This window comes from Burkholderia sp. JP2-270 (genome assembly GCF_003233675.1).
Classification (GTDB): Bacteria; Pseudomonadota; Gammaproteobacteria; order Burkholderiales; family Burkholderiaceae; genus Burkholderia; species Burkholderia pyrrocinia_C.
Window position 1 is genome coordinate 1,819,229 of record NZ_CP029825.1, and the last position, 19,818, is coordinate 1,839,046.

The 19,818-nt window shown below is 66.4% G+C and carries 18 protein-coding genes and 2 pseudogenes; 8 read left to right on the forward strand and 12 right to left on the reverse strand.

The features are described 5' to 3' along the window. Nucleotides 1-255: 255 nt before the first annotated feature. Both DM992_RS26045 and DM992_RS26050 read right to left on the reverse strand, forming a co-directional pair. On the reverse strand, nt 256-672 hold the full coding sequence (locus DM992_RS26045; RefSeq protein ID WP_111019240.1) for a hypothetical protein: 417 nt from the start codon (nt 670-672) through the stop codon (nt 256-258). Next, the gene (locus DM992_RS26050) at nt 669-1,307 is read right to left on the reverse strand and encodes a GNAT family N-acetyltransferase (RefSeq protein WP_111019241.1); all 639 of its coding nucleotides are present in this window, start codon (nt 1,305-1,307) and stop codon (nt 669-671) included. The genes DM992_RS26045 and DM992_RS26050 overlap by 4 nt, the downstream gene beginning before the upstream one ends. Before the next feature lie 182 nt (nt 1,308-1,489). Here DM992_RS26050 and DM992_RS26055 point away from each other — a divergent pair, with 182 nt between their 5' ends. Together DM992_RS26055 and DM992_RS26060 are read left to right on the forward strand one after the other, a co-directional pair. Next, a complete protein-coding gene (locus tag DM992_RS26055) occupies nt 1,490-2,095 on the forward strand; it encodes a TetR/AcrR family transcriptional regulator (protein ID WP_072444980.1) in 606 nt (201 codons plus the stop codon). 65 nt (nt 2,096-2,160) lie between these two features. Continuing rightward, nucleotides 2,161-2,640, forward strand: coding sequence for a nuclear transport factor 2 family protein (locus DM992_RS26060; RefSeq protein WP_111019242.1), 480 nt, complete (start codon nt 2,161-2,163; stop codon nt 2,638-2,640). Between the two features lie 421 nt (nt 2,641-3,061). On the opposite strand, the gene DM992_RS26070 is transcribed toward DM992_RS26060, so the two are convergent. Continuing rightward, nucleotides 3,062-4,147: a tartrate dehydrogenase gene (locus tag DM992_RS26070; protein WP_111019243.1), complete on the reverse strand. Its 1,086-nt coding sequence runs from the start codon at nt 4,145-4,147 to the stop codon at nt 3,062-3,064. 116 nt (nt 4,148-4,263) lie between these two features. On the opposite strand from DM992_RS26070, the gene DM992_RS26075 reads away from it, so the two are divergent. Next, nucleotides 4,264-5,187 (forward strand): LysR substrate-binding domain-containing protein, encoded by a 924-nt coding sequence (locus DM992_RS26075; protein WP_111019244.1) that lies wholly within the window; start codon nt 4,264-4,266, stop codon nt 5,185-5,187. 176 nt (nt 5,188-5,363) lie between these two features. On the opposite strand, the gene argC is transcribed toward DM992_RS26075, so the two are convergent. Continuing rightward, the gene (gene argC, locus DM992_RS26080; protein WP_111019245.1) at nt 5,364-6,302 is read right to left on the reverse strand and encodes an N-acetyl-gamma-glutamyl-phosphate reductase; all 939 of its coding nucleotides are present in this window, start codon (nt 6,300-6,302) and stop codon (nt 5,364-5,366) included. 121 nt (nt 6,303-6,423) lie between these two features. On the opposite strand from argC, the gene DM992_RS26085 reads away from it, so the two are divergent. Continuing rightward, the gene (locus tag DM992_RS26085) at nt 6,424-7,308 is read left to right on the forward strand and encodes a LysR family transcriptional regulator (protein WP_111019246.1); all 885 of its coding nucleotides are present in this window, start codon (nt 6,424-6,426) and stop codon (nt 7,306-7,308) included. 27 nt (nt 7,309-7,335) lie between these two features. On the opposite strand, the gene DM992_RS26090 is transcribed toward DM992_RS26085, so the two are convergent. Together DM992_RS26090 and DM992_RS26095 are read right to left on the reverse strand one after the other, a co-directional pair. Then, on the reverse strand, nt 7,336-7,800 hold the full coding sequence (locus DM992_RS26090) for a hypothetical protein (RefSeq protein WP_111019247.1): 465 nt from the start codon (nt 7,798-7,800) through the stop codon (nt 7,336-7,338). Nucleotides 7,801-7,867: 67 nt separating this feature from the next. After that, entirely contained in the window at nt 7,868-9,085 is a 1,218-nt protein-coding gene (locus DM992_RS26095; protein WP_162631738.1) for a patatin-like phospholipase family protein, read from the reverse strand. A gap of 86 nt (nt 9,086-9,171) precedes the next feature. Here DM992_RS26095 and DM992_RS42890 point away from each other — a divergent pair. Beyond that, nucleotides 9,172-9,303: pseudogene (locus DM992_RS42890) on the forward strand (RNA-guided endonuclease TnpB family protein); the annotation flags it as partial. Between the two features lie 58 nt (nt 9,304-9,361). Here the strand turns inward: DM992_RS42890 and DM992_RS26105 are convergent. Together DM992_RS26105 and DM992_RS26110 are read right to left on the reverse strand one after the other, a co-directional pair. After that, complete coding sequence (locus DM992_RS26105) at nt 9,362-10,147, reverse strand: 3-hydroxybutyrate dehydrogenase (RefSeq protein ID WP_105391308.1); 786 nt, start codon at nt 10,145-10,147, stop codon at nt 9,362-9,364. A 51-nt stretch (nt 10,148-10,198) separates the two neighbouring features. Beyond that, nucleotides 10,199-10,939, reverse strand: a complete 741-nt coding sequence (locus DM992_RS26110) for an acetoacetate decarboxylase (RefSeq protein ID WP_111019248.1) — start codon at nt 10,937-10,939, stop codon at nt 10,199-10,201. Between the two features lie 439 nt (nt 10,940-11,378). Between DM992_RS26110 and DM992_RS26120 the strand changes: the two are divergent. Beyond that, a pseudogene (locus tag DM992_RS26120) lies at nt 11,379-11,959 on the forward strand (phosphatase PAP2 family protein). A 26-nt stretch (nt 11,960-11,985) separates the two neighbouring features. Here the strand turns inward: DM992_RS26120 and DM992_RS26125 are convergent. The 4 genes from DM992_RS26125 to DM992_RS41820 form a co-directional block, all read right to left on the reverse strand. Beyond that, nucleotides 11,986-12,219 (reverse strand): hypothetical protein, encoded by a 234-nt coding sequence (locus tag DM992_RS26125; protein ID WP_111020394.1) that lies wholly within the window; start codon nt 12,217-12,219, stop codon nt 11,986-11,988. Between the two features lie 181 nt (nt 12,220-12,400). Further along, entirely contained in the window at nt 12,401-13,222 is an 822-nt protein-coding gene (locus DM992_RS26130; protein WP_111019250.1) for a siderophore-interacting protein, read from the reverse strand. A gap of 37 nt (nt 13,223-13,259) precedes the next feature. After that, nucleotides 13,260-13,970, reverse strand: a complete 711-nt coding sequence (locus DM992_RS26135) for a PadR family transcriptional regulator (RefSeq protein WP_111019251.1) — start codon at nt 13,968-13,970, stop codon at nt 13,260-13,262. 347 nt (nt 13,971-14,317) lie between these two features. Continuing rightward, complete coding sequence (locus DM992_RS41820; RefSeq protein WP_162631739.1) at nt 14,318-14,599, reverse strand: hypothetical protein; 282 nt, start codon at nt 14,597-14,599, stop codon at nt 14,318-14,320. Nucleotides 14,600-14,775: 176 nt separating this feature from the next. Between DM992_RS41820 and DM992_RS26140 the strand changes: the two genes are divergently transcribed. Both DM992_RS26140 and DM992_RS26145 read left to right on the forward strand, forming a co-directional pair. Then, nucleotides 14,776-15,777 carry an FHA domain-containing protein gene (locus tag DM992_RS26140; protein ID WP_111019252.1) on the forward strand — a complete coding sequence of 334 codons (1,002 nt, stop codon included), beginning with the start codon at nt 14,776-14,778 and terminating at the stop codon, nt 15,775-15,777. After that, nucleotides 15,774-19,808 carry a TOMM system kinase/cyclase fusion protein gene (locus tag DM992_RS26145; protein ID WP_111019253.1) on the forward strand — a complete coding sequence of 1,345 codons (4,035 nt, stop codon included), beginning with the start codon at nt 15,774-15,776 and terminating at the stop codon, nt 19,806-19,808. Before DM992_RS26140 ends, DM992_RS26145 begins: the two co-directional genes overlap by 4 nt. The last annotated feature ends 10 nt before the right edge of the window (nt 19,809-19,818 follow it).

Genomic DNA, 19,818 nt, shown 5'->3' on the forward strand with positions numbered 1-19,818 from the left:
CGACGCGATCGCACATCGGTGACTTGCAATCGCGCGTTCGCTTCACCTGTCAGCCCTTACCTCGCTTCCCTCCATCACGCCAATCGGCGCCTGTTCCTCCTCTTCCGCACGCTCCCCTGCTTCGCTTGTCGAGCAATTGCTCGCTACGTACCTCATGCGATGCCGTGCCGAACCGGGACGTCAACCGTGAGCTGGTGAACCTCGTTCCCACTCACTCATACGCAACGCAATCTGCATCGAGCGGTGCGCGGACTGCTACCTGGTCTGTTCACCGTTCAACCATCGCGGTTCGAGCTGGAGATTCAACACGACGAGCCAGCGCTTCGGGCACTGCGGCGCAACGTCGATCAGATCGCCGTGCGGGCCGGAAACCGTGACGAACCCGTGCTGCACCGCGTACCGACAGGCGCGTGATGCATCGGCTTGCAGCCAGAAGCTGACGAGCGCACAGGTCACGAAGCGGAACAACAGCAACGTCGCGGCTTCGGGCGCGAAACCGGCCGCGACGAGCAGGCCTTCGAACGCGAACGTCAGCGCATGCGCGACCGCGATCGTGACGATCGTCAGCTTCATCACGCCGCGCAGCCGCAGCGCCGCACGCACGCGTGCCTGCCGGACGGCGAGCTGCGCGCGATCGCCATCGCCATCGTGCTTCTGCACTTCGTGTTTCATGACGCCGCACCTGCTTGCCGCGCAACGTCGATCTGCGCCGTGTCGCAGGCACGCATGCGGTCGTCCGCGACGCCGACGGATTTGCACAGGATCGCGCTGTCGTAGTTGTGTCCCGGAAAACGCATCACGTCGACCGGTTGAAATCCTTCGCGACGATAAAAATCGATGAGCCGGACCGCTGCATACGGCGCGTCGAGCGCGAGGTGCGTCGCGCCGCGCGCGGCCGCCCGCCGTTGCGCGAACGCGAGCAGCGAGCGGCCGATGCCGCGCTCCTGCCAGACGGGATCGACGGCCAGCTGGCCGAGTGTCGCGACGTGCCGGCTGCGATACGGATCGCAGCGTGAATCGGGATCGTGCGAATGCATCGTCATCGTCGCGACCAGATGCGCGTTGCCGAGCGCGACGAAACACTCGCCGGTGAGCACGCGTTCGCGTGTCGCCGATGCCGGCTGATCGACGCACGGGCAGTTGAAGCCCAGCGCGCCGAGCGGCGCGAACGCGCGATGCAGCAGCGCGGTCAGCGCGTCGTACGAATCGCTGCGCGGATCGAAGCGCCGCACGACGACGCGGCCGTCGAGCCGCTTGGCATAAGCCGCATAGGCGCGCGCGGGGCGCGCGGATTCCGGTCGCTGCATGATGTCCTTTCGCCCAGACAGGGTGACCGAAGTGTAGTGAGCGTCACGCATCCGCTTCAAGAAAAAATGTCGTAAACGCGGCGGGCCGCATCGCGCGGCCAGGCCGCGATTCAGCCCTTTCACCGATATGGTGATTTAACACAGGAGTTGACGACGGAGAACGATCGTTCTACCGTAAACGCATGAATACACGACACGACACTTCCGGCGAACCGGGCGTTCGCGACCGGCTGCTCGATGCGGCCGAAGCGCTGATCTATTCGGGCGGCATCCATGCAACGGGTGTCGACGCGATCGTGAAGCGGTCCGGTGCGGCACGAAAGAGCTTTTATTCGCAGTTCGAATCGAAAGAGGCGCTGGTGGTCGCCGCGCTCGAACGTCGCGACGAGCGCTGGATGCGCTGGTTCGTCGATGCAACCCATGCGCGCGGCAACGCGCCGCGCGCGCAGTTGCTCGGCATGTTCGACGTGCTGCGCGATTGGTTCGGGCAGCCCGACTTTCATGGCTGCGCGTTCCTGAACGCGTCGGGCGAGATTCCCGACGCCGACGATCCCGTGCGCGTCGTCGCGCGTATGCACAAGGCGCGCCTGCTGGCATTCGTGCGCGAGCGGTTCGATGCGTATGCCGACGCAACGGGAATCGAGCGCCGCGGGCTCGCGCGCCTTGCGCGTCAGTGGCTCGTGCTGATCGACGGCGCGATCGGCGTGGCGCTCGTCAGCGGCGACGCCAACGCCGCGCGCGATGCGCGCGCGACAGCCGAACTGCTGCTCGACACCGTTTCGCGGTAGTCGGTGCGGCGAATCCGAACCGGCCGCGGTCGTCCGCGGCCAGAACCCTGAACAGGAGCAAATCCATGTCCGCTTCCCCCGAAGTCCGTCCGCCCGTTCCGCCCTTTACGCTCGAATCGGCACGCCAGAAGGTGCGTGCCGCCGAGGATGCGTGGAACACACGCGATCCGCAGCGCGTGTCGCTCGCCTATACGCCGCAAAGCCGATGGCGCAATCGCGCGGAATTCGTGACCGGCCGCGACGAGATCGTCGGGCTGCTGCAGCGGAAATGGACGCGCGAGCTCGACTACCGGTTGATCAAGGAGCTGTGGGCGTACGGCGGCAATCGCATCGCGGTGCGCTTTGCGTACGAATGGCATGACGACGCCGGCAACTGGTTCCGTTCGTACGGCAACGAAAACTGGGAGTTCGACGAACACGGCCTGATGGCGCATCGCCACGCGAGTATCAACGACTTGCCGATTCGCGAGGCGGACCGTCTCTATCACTGGCCGCTCGGCCGCCGTCCGGACGATCATCCAGGGCTGTCCGATCTCGGGCTGTGACGTTCTCGCCGCGCCAGTTCAGCGGATCGGCGAACACATCGACCGTGCTCTATGGTGAGGAAATTCGGGAGTCGATGCGCTTAAGGTGAGATTTTTCGGGACCAGGTGAAATGCCGCGTCGGACTGTGTGCTTCGCGCAGATCGAAACGGCATCGCACCGGGTAAAGCGGACATGTCGATATCGCGTGATGCACCTATCGATGCGCAGCGGTGTGCTTCACCACGCAATGCATCTCACCGATCGAACCGGATCGACGGTCTGTTGGCGATCGGTGTGCGTGAACATGATGTGCAACTCACCGATCGGATCGATTTCAACGAAAGACACTGCAAGCAGTGCGCGTGGCGGTGTGTCGTTGCTCACCGCAGGCTGATTCGTGAAGCCGTTTCCCGGTGCGATTGCTCGCACCGGGCCTGACCGTCAGCCTGCAATCCGCGCGGCGATCGCCTCGCCCACTTCCTGCGTGCCCGCGTTGCCGCCGAGATCGCGCGTATGCGGTCCGGCACGCAGCACGTCTTCGATCGCGGCGACGATCGCATCGTGCGCTTCGCGTTCGAGGCCCGCACCGTTGCCGAGGAAGTCGAGCATCATTGCCGCCGACCAGATCATCGCGACCGGATTTGCGATGTACTGCCCCGCGATGTCGGGTGCGGAGCCGTGCACGGGTTCGAACAGCGACGGAAACGTGCGGTCGGGGTTGAGGTTCGCCGACGGCGCGATGCCGATCGTGCCCGTACAGGCCGGCCCGAGATCCGACAGGATGTCGCCGAACAGGTTCGATGCGACGACGACGTCGAAGCGGTCCGGCTGCAGCACGAAGCGCGCGCACAGGATGTCGATGTGCTGCTTGTCGACGGCGATTTCGGGATAGCGTTCGGCCATCTCGGCCGCGCGCGCGTCCCACCACGGCATGCTGATCGCGATGCCGTTGCTCTTGGTCGCGACGGTGAGGCGCTTCGCGCGCCGCTGCGCGAGCTCGAACGCGAATTTCAGCACGCGCTCGGTGCCGTGACGCGTGAAGATCGACTGCTGCATCACGACTTCGCGGTCGGTGCCTTCGAACATCGTGCCGCCGACCGACGAATATTCGCCCTCGGTGTTCTCGCGCACGATCATGAAATCGATGTCGCCCGGGCGGCGGCCGGCGAGCGGCGACGGTACGCCGTCGAACAGGCGCGCGGGCCGCAGGTTGATGTACTGGTCGAACTCGCGGCGGAACTTCAGCAGCGAGCCCCACAGCGAAATGTGATCGGGCACCGTTGCGGGCCAGCCGACCGCGCCGAACAGGATCGCGTCCATGCCCGACAGTTGCGCCTTCCAGTCGTCCGGCATCATCTGGCCGTGCTGCGCGTAGTAGTCGCAGCTCGCCCAGTCGATCTGCACGAAATCGAAGCGGATGCCGAAGCGTGCGGTCACGGCGTCGAGCGCGCGCAGGCCCTCGGGCATCACTTCACGGCCGATGCCGTCGCCGGGGATCACGGCAATTCTGTAAGTCCTGTCGGTCATGCAAAGCTCCTTGGCTGGTCGGCCTGCTGCCGGGGATGCAGTGGCACGTCACGCCATTTTATTTATTTCCATTCGGATTAAAATCGCACGAAAGGTTAATCGACTTTCCACGAATCGTGAATAAATCACCGAACCTCGACGATCTGCGCGTGTTCAGCCTGGTCGTCCGTCTGACGAGCTTCAGCGCGGCCGCCGAGCAGCTCGCGGTGTCGCCCGCCTATGTCAGCAAGCGCATCGCGCTGCTCGAGGCGCAACTCGGCACGCGCCTGCTGCATCGGTCGACGCGCCGCGTGACGGTCACGGAAGCCGGCGAACGCGTGTTCGCACGCGCCGAGAAGATTCTCGACGACGTCGATCATCTCGTCGAGGACGTGTCGACGACGCGCACGGTGCCGCGCGGCACGCTGCGCATTTCGAGCAGCTTCGGCTTCGGCAGGCACGTCGTCGCGCCGGCGCTGCTCGACTTCTCGGCACGCTATCCGCAATTGAACGTGCGGCTCGATCTGTTCGACCGGCTCGTCGACGTCGCGGGCGAAGGCTACGACCTCGACGTGCGTATTGGCGACGAAATCTCCGATCACCTGATCGCGCGCCGCCTCGCCGCGAACTACCGCGTGCTGTGCGCGTCGCCCGACTATCTCGCGCGACGCGGCACGCCACGTTCGCTCGCGGATCTCGCATCGCACGACTGTCTCGCGATCAAGGAGCGCGATCATCCGTTCGGCGTCTGGCGGCTGAACGTGCGTGGAGAAACGGCCACGGTGAAGGTCGGCGGCGCACTGTCGACGAATCACGGCGAGGTTGCCGTGCAATGGGCGCTGGCCGGGCGCGGGATCGTGTTGCGCTCGATCTGGGAAGCCGGGCCGCTGATCGAACGCGGCGCGTTGTGCCGCGTGCTGCCGGACGCGACCCAGCCCGCGAACATCTGGGCGGTTTATCCGGAACGCGTCGCGGCATCGGCGAAAGTGCGCGTGTGCGTGGATTTTCTGGCGGAGACGCTGGCCGGCCTGAATGCCGCCGCAGGTGACGATATGGCGTGAGGCCGGCCAAAGGTGAGCTTTTACGGGGGCGTGTGCAGGCATCGGTAGACGCTCTTTCACAGCTCGCGAATGGCGGTCGCGAGCATGCAGCGTGCAGCGCGTACAGAAGCATTGCCGGCTGCGCCGCGCTGTCGATCCGCTCGCCGGGCCGGACTTCGACGGTGCCGGCGGGCGGGTCATGCCGCACTCGACGCGCCGAGCATCAGGTCGAGATTCTGCACAGCTGCGCCGGATGCCCCTTTGCCGAGATTGTCGAACACGGCGGACAGCAGCACTTGACCGTGATCGGCATGGACGAACACGCCGAGCCGCAGGTCGTTGGTGCCGTTCAGCACTTGCGGATCGAGATGCGTGATCGCGCGCGTGTCCGCGAGCGGCGTGACATCGACATGACGCGCGTCCGCGTAGTGATGCGCGAGACACGCGTGCAGCCGCTCGCCGGTCACGCCGGCCCGGAGAAGGCGCAACTCGATCGGTACGGTCAGCACGATGCCTTGCCGATAGGCGCCGTACGCCGGCACGAACAACGGACGGTGCGCGAGCCCGGCATGCAGCTGGATCTCGGGCACATGTTTGTGCGCGAGTGCGAGGCCATAGACTTGCAGCGGTTTCGCGCGCGAAGCCCCGTCCGATTCGAATTCGTCGATGGCGGTCCGCCCGCCGCCCGAGTAACCGGAGACGGCATGGATGCTCACCGGATAGTCGCGCGGCAGCAGGCCGGCCTGTTGCAGCGGCCGCAGCAGGGCGATCGCGCCCGTCGGGTAGCAGCCCGGATTGGTGACGCGCCGCGCATGCGCAATTTTCTGCGCGTGCCCATCGACCATCTCCGGAAAGCCGTAGACCCATTCCGGTTCCGTGCGATGGGCCGAACTCGCGTCGATCACGCGTACCGCCGGATTCCGGATGAAGCCGACCGCTTCGCGCGCGGCCGCGTCGGGCAGGCACAGAATTGCGATATCGCACGCGTTGATTGCCTCGGCGCGCCGTACGGGATTCTTGCGTTCTGCCGCCGGCAGCGTGAGCAGCTGCAAATCGTTGCGCTCGCGCAGGCGCTCGTGGATCTGCAGTCCGGTCGTGCCTTGGTCGCCGTCGATATAGACAGTGGGGAGGCTCATGATGGTCACGTTCCTTGCGTTCGGTCGTCGGGAGAAACCGTATCGTCGATCGAACGCCTAGAATATGAAAAGTTGAATTTGCTGATTGTCGGATTCAGTTTTCCTGAACGAGAGGTGGGGAATGCGGGAGATCAGTCTGGACCGCCTGCGCACGCTGGTCGCGATCGCCGACCAGGGATCCTTCGCGGCCGCGGCGCAACTGCTTCATCTCGCGCCGCCGACCGTCAGTCTTCACATAGCGGAACTGGAAAGCCGCATCGGCGTGCCGCTGCTGTCCCGCACGCGCGGAAACGTGCGGCCGTCGACCATCGGTGAAGTGCTGGTGGAGCGGGCGCGCCGTCTGCTGGCCGAGGTCGAGTCGACACTCGACGACGTGCAGCGTCAGGTGCAGGGGCTGACCGGACGGGTGCGCCTGGGTGCGTCGACCGGAGCGATCGCGCACCTGTTGCCGCAGGCGGTGGCGCGGCTGCGCGAACAGCATCCGGACATCGACGTCCAGATCGCGGTGCTCACGTCGCACGACACGCTGGCACGCATTGCGCAGGGCACGCTCGACGTCGGGCTGGTGGCGCTGCCGCAGGCGTCGGTCGCGGGGCTGTCGATCCGCGCGTGGCGGCGTGATCCGGTGATGGCCTTCCTGCCAGCGGACTGGCGGCTCCCGGCTCGCGTGACGCCGGCCTATCTGGCCGCGCGTCCGCTGATTCTCAACGATGCGACCACGCGCCTGTCGCGGCTCACGACGGAATGGTTCGCGCTCGGCGGCCATCGGCCCGAGCCGCGGATCGAACTCAACTACAACGATGCGATCAAGAGCCTGGTCGCCGCCGGTTACGGCGCGACGCTGTTGCCGCATGAGGCCGGAGCGCCGCTGCCGGATGCACGCATCGTCATGCGCGCACTGCGACCGGCGTTGTGGCGGGAACTGGGGATCGCCCATCGGGCGGGACCGGTCGAGCGGGCGACGCAGCACGTGCTTGATGCGCTGTGGGTGCTCGGCGCGCGATAGCGGAGCGTGGCACGGCTGCCCGTGCGTTCAGAGCCGGTTGTCCTTCGCGAGCATGAGGACACGCGCCCAGCGCCGTGCATCGCGCTTGTCCGTCATCGGCAGCTTCCATTCGCTGCGCACCGCGTCGCGCACGCGCACGACGAGATGCCAGCGGCCGCCGATCGGCGCGGCCTGGCAGCCGTCGAGCTGCGACAGCGTATAACGACCGTCCGCGCCTTCGTGCGACAGCCACAGCAGCCCTTGCGTCGCGGACACACGCAACTCGCCCCATGCGCGATGCACGATATGTGTCCAGCCTTCTTCCTTCGTATTCGGCGCGATGTCGCGGCGGCGCTTGATCCACCACGCGACCAGCGCGATCAGGACCGCGGCGGCGAGCACCGCGGCCGCGATCGCGACCGGCTGGCCGAACTGCGCGGCGATGACGTGAAACAGGTGAACCGCGCCCCATCCAATGGCGATAAGCGCGAACAGTGCGATGAAAATCGGCATGTCGAATCGGAGATCGGAGAAAAGGACGGACCGGCGCATGCATCGCCCCGATCCGTCGCACACGGCATCACCGGCGGCGGTGAATGTCGTGCGTCACGAAGCCCGCGTCGTTGTTAGGCAGCGCGAGGCCGTCCTTCACCGCGAGCGTCTTGCGGATGTCGTCGAGGCCCGCGGACCAGTGGTCGCGCATCGTCGACAGACCGAACTGATAGTCCTTGTAGTGATGCTCGTACGCCTTCTGCTGATAGATCAGGTGCTGGATGTTGTACTTCTTCCCGCTCGACATCGCGTCGGCCTCGATGCACCACGGGTCGTTCTTGCGCTGTTCTTCCGGCACCTGCTCGAGCACGTGGCGCAGCACGTTGCGGTAGCGCTGTTCGCGCTGCAGCGTATCGGTGACGAAACGCGTGCGGCTCGAATACTGCACGTCCTTCGTGCGTTCGGCGACGTCGGCCATCGTGCGCGGCAGCGGCCCGCGCGCGCTCCACAGGTCGACCTGGAACGCGAGCGTGTCGCTGCGCGGCCGTGTGCGGAGCACTTCCATCAGCGGCGTGTTCGACACGACACCGCCGTCCCAGTAATACTCGCCGTCGATCTCGACCGGCGGGAACGCGGGCGGCAGCGCGCCGGACGCCATGAAATGCTCGGGTGCGAGACGGATGCGCGAGTTGTCGAAGTACACGAAGTTGCCGGTGCCGACATTGACCGCGCCAACCGATATGCGCGTCTCGCCCGAATTGATCCGGTCGAAGTCGCACAGCTTCAGCAGCGTCGTGCGCAACGCCGACGTGTCGTACCAGCTGATCTTTTCAGGATGGTCGGACACGCCCGGCAGCGGCGGCGGGAAGCGCGGCGAGAAGAAGCCCTGCTGGCCCTGCATCATCGCGCTCGCGGCCTGCGACGCGGTGAAGAACGTACGGATCTGGTCGATGCTGTTGAACAGTGCGAATTCGAACGCGGCCGGAATCGCCGGAAAGAATGCCGGCTGGCAGATCGTTTCCCAGAACTCGCGCAGCCGCTCGACGCGATGCTCGGGCGCATTGCCGGCGATCAGCGCGGTGTTGAGCGCGCCGATCGAGATGCCCGCGATCCAGTCGAGCGGAATGCCCGCCTCGTGCAGCCCTTCGAACACGCCGGCCTGATATGCGCCGAGCGCGCCGCCGCCCTGCAGGACGAGCGCGATCGTTTCGTACGGCAATGACCGCGCAGTGGCCGGCGGGCCGGCTTCGTGATGCAAGTCCGTCGCATCGACGGCCTGCTTTTCTGTACGGGCATGCGGTTTCATCAGTTGCTCCGAGAAATCCCGCCATCGATGGCGGAGAGGAAAGGAGTGACGTCGACAGACGGCATTCCATCGTTGGAGTGATCGGTTTGATCCTTGTCTACCGCTATCGCGTGAAGTCGCTCAACGGACTCCTGAACAAACGGAGCCGTGCGGTGAACTACGTCTGGAACTTCTGCAGCGACACGTGGAAGCACACGCTCAAGCGGAACAGGAAGTTCCGATGCGGACGTGTTTTGCCAGGTGCGGGAATCGCCTCCCGTCAGGGAGGCGAGGGCGTTACTGCATGAACCAGCCGTGGCTGACGATGAACGACTGGCCGGTGAGCGCGGCGCTCGGGAACGCCGACAGGAACAGCACCGTCTGCGCGACGTCCTGCACCGTCGTGAACACGCCGTCGACCGTGTTGCCGAGCATCACCTTCTTCACCACTTCCTCTTCGCTGATCCCGAGCTCCTTCGCCTGCTCCGGAATCTGCTTGTCGACCAGCGGCGTGCGCACGAAGCCCGGGCACACGACGTGCGAGCGCACGTTGTGCTTCGCGCCTTCCTTCGCTAGCACGCGTGCGAGTCCGAGCAGGCCGTGCTTGGCCGTTACGTATGCCGACTTCAGCGGCGACGCTTCGTGCGAGTGCACCGAACCCATGTAGATCACGACGCCGCCGCGATCGTCCTTGTACATGTGCTTGAGCGCGGCCTTCGTCGTCAGGAACGCGCCGTCGACGTGGATCGCCTGCATCTTCTTCCAGTCGGAGAACGCGTAGTTCTCGATCGGGTTGACGATCTGGATGCCCGCGTTCGACACGAGGATGTCGACCGAGCCGAACGTTTCGGCAACCTTGTCGATGCCGCTGTTCACGGCTTCCTCGTTCGTCACGTCCATCGCGACGCCGATTGCCTTGCCGCCTGCCTTGTTGATCTCGTCGGCGACCGCATTCGCGCCGTCCTGGTTCAGGTCGGCGATCGCGACGGCCGCGCCCGCTTTCGCGAGCTCCAGCGCAATTTCCTTGCCGATGCCGCTCGCGGCGCCCGTGACGACTGCGGTTTTGCCATTCAGGTTGCTCATTTCGAATTCCCGTGGTGAAAGGATTGACAGGGAGAAAGGACTGCGGACGTGTTACTGAGCCAGATAATCGTAGACGACTTCGCCGAGACCGAGTGTCAAATCTGCGACGAGGTGCCGGGCTTCGACGATCTCGAGCACGGGCAGGTCGGCTACCGGCGCGAGCGCGTGCGGCGCCAGCTCGAGCGATGCGGGGCCCGTCCACGCGCCCTTCATCTTGATGTCCTGCATGTAGTAGCGCACCAGTTCGCACACGCGCGCGGTGCCGTCGACGTGCGGAATGATCTTCAGCAGGAAATTGGGGCCGGCGAGGCGCTTCGTCTGCTCGGCGATGTCGAGTTCCTTGTGCTTGTAGCCCATCGTGCCGGTCGCGACGCGCACCTTGCCGTAGTCGAGCGTGCCGAGGAGGTGATCGGTATTCACATGCAGGGTGGGCGACGCGAGCTTCTTCGGGAAGCCCCACAGCTCGCGGCCGCCGGCGATCGGCGGGTGATCGTCGAGATACATCGCGAGCGTGTAGCCGCCCGGCTGGCCGTTGTATTCGACGGGAATCACCTGGCCGCTTTCGGTGTAGTCGCCGAAACCGGTCGAATCGGCCATGCGGATGAATTCGTAATGCACGAGCGGCTCGGTGATCTGCAGCGGCTCGGGGACAATTTCACGGAGACGGTCCGGATCGGTGCGATACGTGATGATCAGAAACTCACGGTCGACGAAACGGTACGGGCCCATCGGGAAGGCAGGGCTGGTCAACGGCATCGCAAACGCTTTCGATCGGACATCGCTGGGTTTCATGCGGACTCCTTGTTGTTGATCGCTTCGTGGATGAGTGCTCGTAATCGTATGCCTGTGCGTTGCCGTTGTGCGACGCCGCATCTGGAATTAATTGTTGCCGATTTCGGCGGATTTACCGCGTAAATATTGAGACAAACGACGAAACCGGCGTGGATGGCGCCCGGCGCCCCGATGCTCGCATGCGTCGATGACGCCACGATGTGAAAAAGGTGAGTCTTTACGGGATATCAGGTGAGCCTTTTCGGGAGGCGGTCGCCCGGGAATATGACAATTTCGTGAACTTTTATTGCACTGCAAGCTCTAACTACGTTCGCCGCGGCGGTCGCGCCCTGTCCCGCAGGCCTGCCGCATTAAGCATCGCTTAAGCGGGCGCGCCCTAGCATCGTTCGTGTCCGACCGGGCAACCGGTCGAATCTTTATGTTCCACGCAACCGGATTCATGCAGAACCTCAATCTCGCCCTTTTTTCCGCCATCAACGCCGGGCATGCGCCGCAGCCGGGCGCGGCCCGCGTCGCGATCTTCGCCGCCGACTGGCTCGTCTATGTGCTGCCCGCGATGCTGCTGCTGACCTGGATCTTCGGTGCGCGCCCGACGCGGCGCCAGGCGATCGAAGCCGGCGTAGGCGTATGCGCGGCGCTCGCACTCGCGCAGGTGCTCGGGCATTTCTGGTTCTCACCGCGGCCCTTCACGGCCGGCGTCGGCGCGCAGCTGATTCCGCACGCGCCGGACAGCTCGTTTCCGAGCGATCACATGACGTTCGCGTGGAGCATGGCGGTCGGCCTGATGCTCGGCGGCACGACCCGGTTCACCGGGTTCGTGATGGCCGCGATGGCCGTGGCGATTGCGTGGGGCGTATCTATGCGGGCGTGCACTGGCCGTTCGACATGGCGGGCGGCGTGCTGGTCGGCACGGCCGGCGCGCTGGCCGCGCACCTGTACGGGCAACGTGTGACCGCGCTGCTCGAACGGTTCGGCGATACGGTGCACGCGGTCGTGATGGGGCGCCGGCACGCGCCGTAAGCGGAAGGAAGTCGGGCAGGAGGCCGTCAGCCGGGCGAGCCCGGCGTGTGGGCCGGTTCGGCCGATGCTGACGGGCCGCCGCCCGCATCGTGCAGTTCGGGCGTATCGGCCGGGTGTTGCGCGGCGTCGCGTTCAAGGGCGCTTTCCTTCAGGATCGCGCACATCGCGACGAACAGCGCGAGTACGACCGCGGCGAGGCCGCAATAGCCGGCGATCTTCAGGTTGCGAAGGAAAGGCGAAGCGTGGCTTTCTTTTGTCATGACCGGGCGCTCCTGGACGGGCTGCGGCGGCTGTCGCGTGACAGCGGCGTCGCAGACGTACATATATACCAGCCGCGATGCCGATGCCAAGCCCGTCGGTGCGCCGGCGCCACGGTCGCATCACCCGTTCGCCGGCCGGGTGCCCGTAAGCCGGATACTCGTCGGCGGGAGCCCGTATGCGTCAATCTTCCAGCGTTTCGTGCACGGCCGCCGCGCCGCGCTTCCAGTAGGCCGCCGCGCGGATGCGCGACTTGTCGACGCCGCGCTCGCCGGTCAGGTGCTGGCGCACCGCGCGTATCGACAGCGCTTCGCCGGCCGCCCACACGTAGCCGTCGCCGGACGGCGGCAGCGGCAGGTCGCGAACCGCATTCAGCAGCACGTCGCCGTTCGCCGCGTCGGCTTCCGCACGGAAGCGCCAGATCTCACGCACGTCGGCCCGCGTATCGAACGAAATCTGCGCGGTGCGATCCGCGACTTCCAGCACGACCGCCGCGCGCGCGCCGGCCGGCAGTTCCTCGAGACGCCGTGCGACAGCCGGCAGCGCCGTATCGTCGCCGATCAGCAGGTGCCAGTCGAAACCGGTCGGGACGACGAACGAACCGCGCGGCCCGCCGATACCCAGCCATTGGCCGACGCGCGCCTGCGCAGCCCATTGCGACGCGGGGCCGGGATGGTTCAGCACGAATTCCAGATCCAGTTCGCACGCGGCGCGGTCGAAGCGGCGCGGCGTGAAGTCGCGCGCGACCGGCTTCGGTTCGCTTTCGGGAAACTCGGGGCCGTTCGCGCCGAGTGTCGGCATCGCGGGCCGTTCGGCGCCGGGCGGCGGGAAAAATACCTTCACGTGATCGTCGAACGATGCGGATTCGAAATCCGCGAGATCGGGGCCACCGAGCGTGACGCGCAGCAGATGCGGCGTCACGGCATGCACGCGCAGTACCTGCAGCAGGCGGAACTTGAGGGTATGGCGCACGCGGGTCACGGTGCGCTCGGATGTGTTCTGCATCAATCCGTTCTCCTTGGGTTTGGCGGGGCGGCGCGGATTACGCGCCGGTGCCGCCTTCGATTTCGGCCGTCGCGCGGCGCATGATTGCCGCGATGCGGCGCTGTTCGTCGGGGCCGGCTGCGCTCTTGTGCAGCAGCGCCCGCTTGAGCGCGACGCGCGCCTCGACGAACTCCGGCAGCCAGCCGGCCTGCGATTCGTCCTGCGCGTCGTTGCCTGCCGATTCCCCGGCGAACGCGCGGCGCATGAATTCCATCTTGCGTGCGAGGTGCGTGAGGCGTGCGAACAGCGTGTCGACGCGCTCGCGTTGCGCGTCGAGATGCGCGCGGCCGGCGTCGGTCAGCGCATAGCGCTTGCGATTGCCTTCCGCCTGCGATGCGACGAAGCCGACTTCCTCGAGATACGTGAGCGCCGGATACACCATGCCGGGGCTCGGGCTGTAGAAGCCGTTCGAACGCGTGTCGAGCGCCTTGATCAGCTCGTAGCCGTGGCTCGGTTGCTCGGCGACCAGCGCGAGCAGCAGCAACTGGAGATCGTCGGATGTGAACTGGCGGCCGCGCGGCATGCCGTCGTCGCCGAAATCGCCAAAGCCGCCGCGCCCGCCACGGCCGCCGAACGGGCCGCCGCCGAACGGATCGTGGCCGCGACGGTGGCGACCGATCGCGTACCAGAGACCGGCGAACCAGTCAGGGCGGACATGCGCACCATGACCGTCGCATCGGGCATGGCCGCGGGAGGGGTTGTGTCGCATGATCGTGTCCTATATGTCGTAAAACATATCTAAAGATATATATCGAAAGATATGGCGTCAAGGGGGATTTATTTGGGGTGGGATGGAGGGGTGCCGTGTCCGTCTGTTTGCGATGAGGATTCCCGTCGATGCGTTCCATCGACCTGGCGAGTCGATCGGACGATCGCCGTAAGGTCTGATTTCGCCGTTGCTGCGAGCCATTGATCGTGAGGCACAACTATGCCGCCCTCATTCGCCTGCCGATGACATTGCGAGAAACTCGCCGTGGTGCAACGGGCTGTCGGAATAAATAAAGCAATACTGATTTTAAGAATTCTGGCGGTAATTATTTAAATTACCGAAATGATTTAATTTATTTTCTGTTCATCAAACAAAATTTCTGCGGCTGCAAAGGTGCTTGAATCCGGCCCGTCATTCAATGTGATCTCATCCGGGTAACGCGCGCCGGCCGTGGTTTTGCACGTCGATGAAGATTTTCGACCCTTTATTTGCAGCCCGAAAATTCCTCGAAAATGTAAAGCATTGCAATATAAAACCGAGGATTGAGTATTCCGGTTGCGGCGCGTGATTTTGTTTGGCAGGATTTTCAACAAGTTGCTCGATTTTAAAACGACAAAACGGTCGACCATTCAATTGACCGAAATAACAGGTGCCGGATGAGCAACGATTCGAAAGGAAGCTGACGAGAAATCAGGTAACGAGGCGGCGAACAGTCGACATTGTTCGCGATCATCGAATCAATCTCTCACCCGGCAGCGCCGATGCGTCACTCGAGCGATCCGGGCGAATCCGACGCGGGGCGACCATGGCGATACTCAAGAACGATTCATCCGGAGAAGCGTGCCTGCTCCGCGCCTATCACGTGTTCGGCCGCGATGCCGCGCGCTGCGACACGGTCGTCCGGGACGCGTCGGTGTCCCGAGTCCATGCCCATATCCGCTGGATCGGCGGGCGGTGGGAGCTCCACGATCACAGCAGCAACGGCACGTCGGTTTCGGGCATGCGGTTGCGCCACGGCGAGCACGCGGTGCTGCAGCCAGGCGACGTGATCCGGTTCGGCAGGGCGGGTATCGCGCCGTGGCGCGTCGATGCGCTCGACGATCCGGCCGATACGCTGTGGCCGATACGAGGCGCCGCGCATCCGATCGTGCTCGCGCCGCGCCAGATCCTGGCCGCACGCGCCGCGCAGCCGGTCACGATCGTCCGGTCGCCGGCCGGCGAGTGGCTGTGCGACGACACGTTGCCGCCGCGCGCGCTCCATGACGGCGATGAAGTATCGACCGGCGACGTCACGTGGCGTCTGGCGGTCGTGCGCAACGGCTCGACGATGATGCTTGCCGCGCCTGCCGATTCGGCCGCGCCGGCGCAACTGCTCGAATTCTTCGTCAGCCGCGACGAAGAGCACGTGCGCATGCTGCTGCATGTCCGCGGCGGCGTGGTCGACCTCGGCGAGCGCGCCCATCACTACAGTCTCGTCACGCTCGCCCGGGCGCGCGCGGCCGACATGCAGGCCGGCTACGACGCCGCCACGCAAGGCTGGATCGAACTCGACCGGCTGGCGCGCATGCTCGGCATCGATACGTCCCATGTCAACGTGCAGATTCATCGCGCCCGGAGCCAGTTCGCGGCCCTGCCGGGGCTGGACGCGAGCCAGCTCGTCGAGCGCCGGCGCGGCAGCGTCCGGTTCGGCGAATTTCCGTTCCGCGTCATGCGCGGCGAGCATCTCGAATGCCAGTCGGTGCCGGCCGCCCAGCCGCGTATCGGTGTGCATCGTCCGGCGCCGGACCCGGTCGCCCACTACTCGTGAGCACGGGAGAACCGGCCGTGTTGCCGACCGTGTTCCGCGCGCCCGTCATGCCGGAAGCACTTGAACCCCGGCAACCCCGGCAGCCCGCCGCGCCTTTCGCGGAACTTGCCGGCAAGCGGCATTACCGGCTCGGCTCGCTGCTCGGCGAAGGCGGCAATGGCGTGGTGTTTCGCGCGACCTGCGGCGCGACGGGGCAGGACGTCGCGATCAAGCTGATGCGGGACGACGCCGCGTGTACCGCGACGGAGCGCGCGCGTCGACGCGTGCGCTTTCAGCGCGAGACGAGCCTGTGCGAGGCGCTGCGGCACCCGAACATCGTGACGTTGCTGGACCAGGGGGTAGCGCCCGACGGCCGGCTGTTCGCCGTATTCGAGCTGGTGCAGGGCCGGACCTTGCGCGACCGGCTCGCGGCAGAGGGGCCGCTGTCGGCCGTCGACACGGGCCGGCTGATGACGGAGGTGCTCGACGCGCTCGCGGCCGCGCATCGGCGGGGCATCGTGCATCGGGACCTGAAGCCGCAGAACATCGCGATCACGATGGCCGACGACGGGCCACACGCGAAGCTCCTCGATTTCGGCATCGGCGCGTTGCTGCCCGGCACGGAAGACCTCGCGCGCCAGACCTCGACGCTGGCGACCGAGGTGCTCGGCTCGCCGCCCTACTGCGCGCCCGAGCAATTGCGCAACGAGCCGCCGACGCCCAGGAGCGATCTGTATGCGTGGGGCCTGATCGTGATCGAATGCCTGACGGGCGATGTCGTCATGCACGGTGCGAGCGTGGCCGACATTCTCTACCAGCAGCTCAGCCCGGTGGATGTCGCGCTCCCTCGGTCGATCGCGTCGCATCCGCTCGGCTCGGTATTGCGGCGCGCGCTGAGCAAGAATCCGGAACAGCGCGCCGCGTCGGCCGACGAACTCGCGGAGCCGTTTCGCGCGCTCAACTTCGCCGCGCTCGTCGGCCAGTTCGATGCCGGCCGCGCAAGCGGGCAGATGCGTCCGCGCCCGTTCGCGCCGCGCGGCGAGACGATCGCAACGGTGGGCGAGTACCGTCAGATCACCACGCTGTGCTGTTGCGTGACGATCTCCGGAGAGGGGCGGCGACGCCACGCCGGAACCGATCACGGCGACTTGCTCGACAGCTACGAGGAGCAATGGCTGACGAAGTGCGCCGACATCGCCGTTGGTTATGGCGCGCAGGTCGACGGACGGCTCGGCGACACGCTGCTGTTCCATTTCGGCTTGCACGGCGACATCGACCGGCCGGCGCGCCGTGCGGCGCGCGCGGCGCTCGACATGGTGCGGGTGGCCGAGCGCGCACGGCTGCCGGTGCCGGCCGGCGGCGAAAGCTGGCGCGTCGAAGTGGCCGCCGCGATTCACGTCGGGCAGGTTCTCGCTCATGCATCGCGCATGTCGGGCGTCTCGACGCCCGCGGCGGCGGCGCGGCTGCTGCGGCTTGCGGGGCCCGGGCAGATCCTGATCAGCGACGATGCGCGGCTCGCGCTCGAACGGCATGCCGACTATCGGCCGACCTCGTTGCGGCTGGCGCGGGCGGGCCTCGTGCCGCAGCCGGTTCATGAATTGCTCGGCGAGCGTCGCGCCGATACGCCGTTCGATTCGCTCGACTCCGGCATGCGGGCGCCGATGGTCGGCCGCGAGCGCGAACTCGACGCGCTGTTGCGCGCGTGGCGGGAGACGCTCGCGCGGCATCGTCGCATGATGCGCGGCGAGCCTGCGCCGCACGGCGTGCCGCGGCTCGTCGTCGGCGATGCGGGAATCGGCAAGTCGCGCCTCGTGCACGAGCTGTGCGAGGCCGTCCGGATCCACGGCCACGCCTTCGCGCATTGCGGGTGCCTGCCCGAGCGGGAAAATCATGCGCTGTTTCCGATCCTGCGATTCATCGGCGCGCATTGGCATATCGACGCCGACAGCCCGGCCGGTCCCGCGCTCGCGGCGATCGACGCCATGATCGCGCCGCTCGAATGCGATCACGCGGCGGCCCGTGTCGCGCTCGCGACCTGGCTGGGGCTGCCCTGCGATGCGAAGGGGTTCCTGTGGTCGAGTGCGCGCGAACAGCACGCGCTGTTCGACGTCCTCGGGCAACTGATCGTGTCGCTCGGCAACGGCGGTCCGGTACTGCTCGTTGTCGAGGACGTCCAGTGGATCGATCGCTCGACCGAGGACTTTCTTGCGTACCTGCAGCGCTCGCCGCATGCAGCGGCGCTCGGCATCGTGTTCACGTCGCGTCCCGACAAGCTCGAGCGCTGGCGCGCCGCGACCGAACGCGTGGTGCTGCGCCGCCTGCCGCGCGACGACGCGCAGCGCCTGATGTCGGCGTGTCTGGGCCAGGGCGTGCTCGATCCGGCCTGGCTCGACCAGCTCGCCCATCGCACGGCGGGCATCCCGCTGTTCATCGAGGCCGTCGCGCGCGAGCTGATGATGAACGGCGCGGACGGCTCGCTCGCAGGGCTGCGGGCCACGGACCCTTATCCGCTTCCGCTCAGCCTGGGCGGCATGCTCGGTCTCGCGTTCGATCGGATCGACGACGCGCGCGACACCGCGCAGCTCGCCGCGACCATCGGGCTCGAGGTGGATGCGCAATTGCTCGCCGACGCATCGCCGCACGATCGCGCCACGCTCGATGCGCATCTGCGGCTGCTGCTCGAAGAGCGGATCGTGTACGCGCAACATCGGCGCGATCGCGTGTTCTATTCGTTCCGCCACGCGTTGATTCGCGATGCGGCCTATGAATCGATGCCGCCCGCCGTGCGGCGCGGCAACCACGCACGCGTCGGCCGCGCGCTGGTCGCGGAGGCCGACCGCGGCGCCGGTGCGCATGCGTTCGGCGTCGCCGGGCACTTCGCGCGCGCGGGTGCCTTCGCCGACGCGATCGCTCACGGCATCGACGCGGCGCGCCGCGCACTCGAACGTTCCCGGTACGACGATGCGATCCGCTACGGACAGTCCGTGTTCGACTGGCTCGGCAACGCCGACTACGCGCAACGCGAGCACGACAGCGCGCGCATCCGCGCCACGTTGACGCACGCGACGATGGCGCGGTTCGGCTGGGCGGATCCGCAGGTGCGCGAGCATGCGGAGCAACTGTTGCGGCAGATGCAGACGCTCGACGACCCGGAGCTCGAGATCAGCGCGCTATGGACGCTGTCGACCTACTACCACGTCGCCGGCGATCGCCCCACCGTGCGCGGGATCGGCATGCGGCTCGACGCGCTCGCGACCGAGCGCGGCGATGCCGGCGTCCAGGTCGCGGCGGACGCGATGCGCGGCATGAGCCTGTGGGTCGACGGCGACTATGCGCGCGCCCGCGCCGCGTTCGACGCGGTGCTGGCCTGCTACGACGTGCGGCGCGACGCGGACCATCGGCGCGTCCTGGGGCTCGATACGCGCGCATGGACGATGGCGTCGCTCGCGAGCGTGCGCTGGTGCATGGACGACGATCCGCAGGCCGCGCTCGCGATGGCGCGCGACGCGGTGTATTGCGCGACCTGCCTCGACCATCTGCCGACGCTCGGCGTCACGATGATGTACCTCGCACGCACGCACCAGCTGGCGGGCGATCGCGACGCGGCCCGCACGCTGTCGGAAGCGATTCTCCGTCTGTCGGACGTGCATCGGCTGCGCGCGGTCGAGCACTACGCCGCGATCATTCATGCGTGGGCACGAGGGGATCGTGCAGGCGTCGTCGCGCATCTCGATGCGCAGCGGCAGTCGGGCGGCCTGCTCGGCCTGACCTACTATGCGTCGCTGCTTGCCGAGCTGGACGCCGGGCGCGGCGACTACCACGCCGCGCTCGCGCAGATCGAGCAGTGTCTCGCATGGTGCGAGTCGACCGGAGAACGGTATTACGAAGCACAACTGCTGCTGAAGAAGTCCGAGTACTTGCGCCAGGCCGATCCGCGATGCGGCGGCGTGGCCGCGCTGGTCGCGTGCCGGCATGCATGCGAAGTCGCAACAACGGCGGGCATGGGCCGCATTGCCAGGCTCGCCGAAGCGATGTTGCAGTCGTTGCCGTAAGTGGTTCCAT

What these genes read in the sequence shown, in the direction of transcription:
- DM992_RS26045 (WP_111019240.1), bottom strand. Translation starts at nt 672, where the DNA reads ATGAAACACGAAGTGCAGAAGCACGATGGCGATGGCGATCGCGCGCAG.
- DM992_RS26050 (WP_111019241.1), bottom strand. Translation starts at nt 1,307, where the DNA reads ATGCAGCGACCGGAATCCGCGCGCCCCGCGCGCGCCTATGCGGCTTAT.
- DM992_RS26055 (WP_072444980.1), top strand. Translation starts at nt 1,490, where the DNA reads ATGAATACACGACACGACACTTCCGGCGAACCGGGCGTTCGCGACCGG.
- DM992_RS26060 (WP_111019242.1), top strand. Translation starts at nt 2,161, where the DNA reads ATGTCCGCTTCCCCCGAAGTCCGTCCGCCCGTTCCGCCCTTTACGCTC.
- DM992_RS26070 (WP_111019243.1), bottom strand. Translation starts at nt 4,147, where the DNA reads ATGACCGACAGGACTTACAGAATTGCCGTGATCCCCGGCGACGGCATC.
- argC (WP_111019245.1), bottom strand. Translation starts at nt 6,302, where the DNA reads ATGAGCCTCCCCACTGTCTATATCGACGGCGACCAAGGCACGACCGGA.
- DM992_RS26085 (WP_111019246.1), top strand. Translation starts at nt 6,424, where the DNA reads ATGCGGGAGATCAGTCTGGACCGCCTGCGCACGCTGGTCGCGATCGCC.
- DM992_RS26090 (WP_111019247.1), bottom strand. Translation starts at nt 7,800, where the DNA reads ATGCCGATTTTCATCGCACTGTTCGCGCTTATCGCCATTGGATGGGGC.
- DM992_RS26095 (WP_162631738.1), bottom strand. Translation starts at nt 9,085, where the DNA reads ATGAAACCGCATGCCCGTACAGAAAAGCAGGCCGTCGATGCGACGGAC.
- DM992_RS26105 (WP_105391308.1), bottom strand. Translation starts at nt 10,147, where the DNA reads ATGAGCAACCTGAATGGCAAAACCGCAGTCGTCACGGGCGCCGCGAGC.
- DM992_RS26110 (WP_111019248.1), bottom strand. Translation starts at nt 10,939, where the DNA reads ATGAAACCCAGCGATGTCCGATCGAAAGCGTTTGCGATGCCGTTGACC.
- DM992_RS26125 (WP_111020394.1), bottom strand. Translation starts at nt 12,219, where the DNA reads ATGACAAAAGAAAGCCACGCTTCGCCTTTCCTTCGCAACCTGAAGATC.
- DM992_RS26130 (WP_111019250.1), bottom strand. Translation starts at nt 13,222, where the DNA reads ATGCAGAACACATCCGAGCGCACCGTGACCCGCGTGCGCCATACCCTC.
- DM992_RS26135 (WP_111019251.1), bottom strand. Translation starts at nt 13,970, where the DNA reads ATGCGACACAACCCCTCCCGCGGCCATGCCCGATGCGACGGTCATGGT.
- DM992_RS41820 (WP_162631739.1), bottom strand. Translation starts at nt 14,599, where the DNA reads ATGGTCGACCGTTTTGTCGTTTTAAAATCGAGCAACTTGTTGAAAATC.
- DM992_RS26140 (WP_111019252.1), top strand. Translation starts at nt 14,776, where the DNA reads ATGGCGATACTCAAGAACGATTCATCCGGAGAAGCGTGCCTGCTCCGC.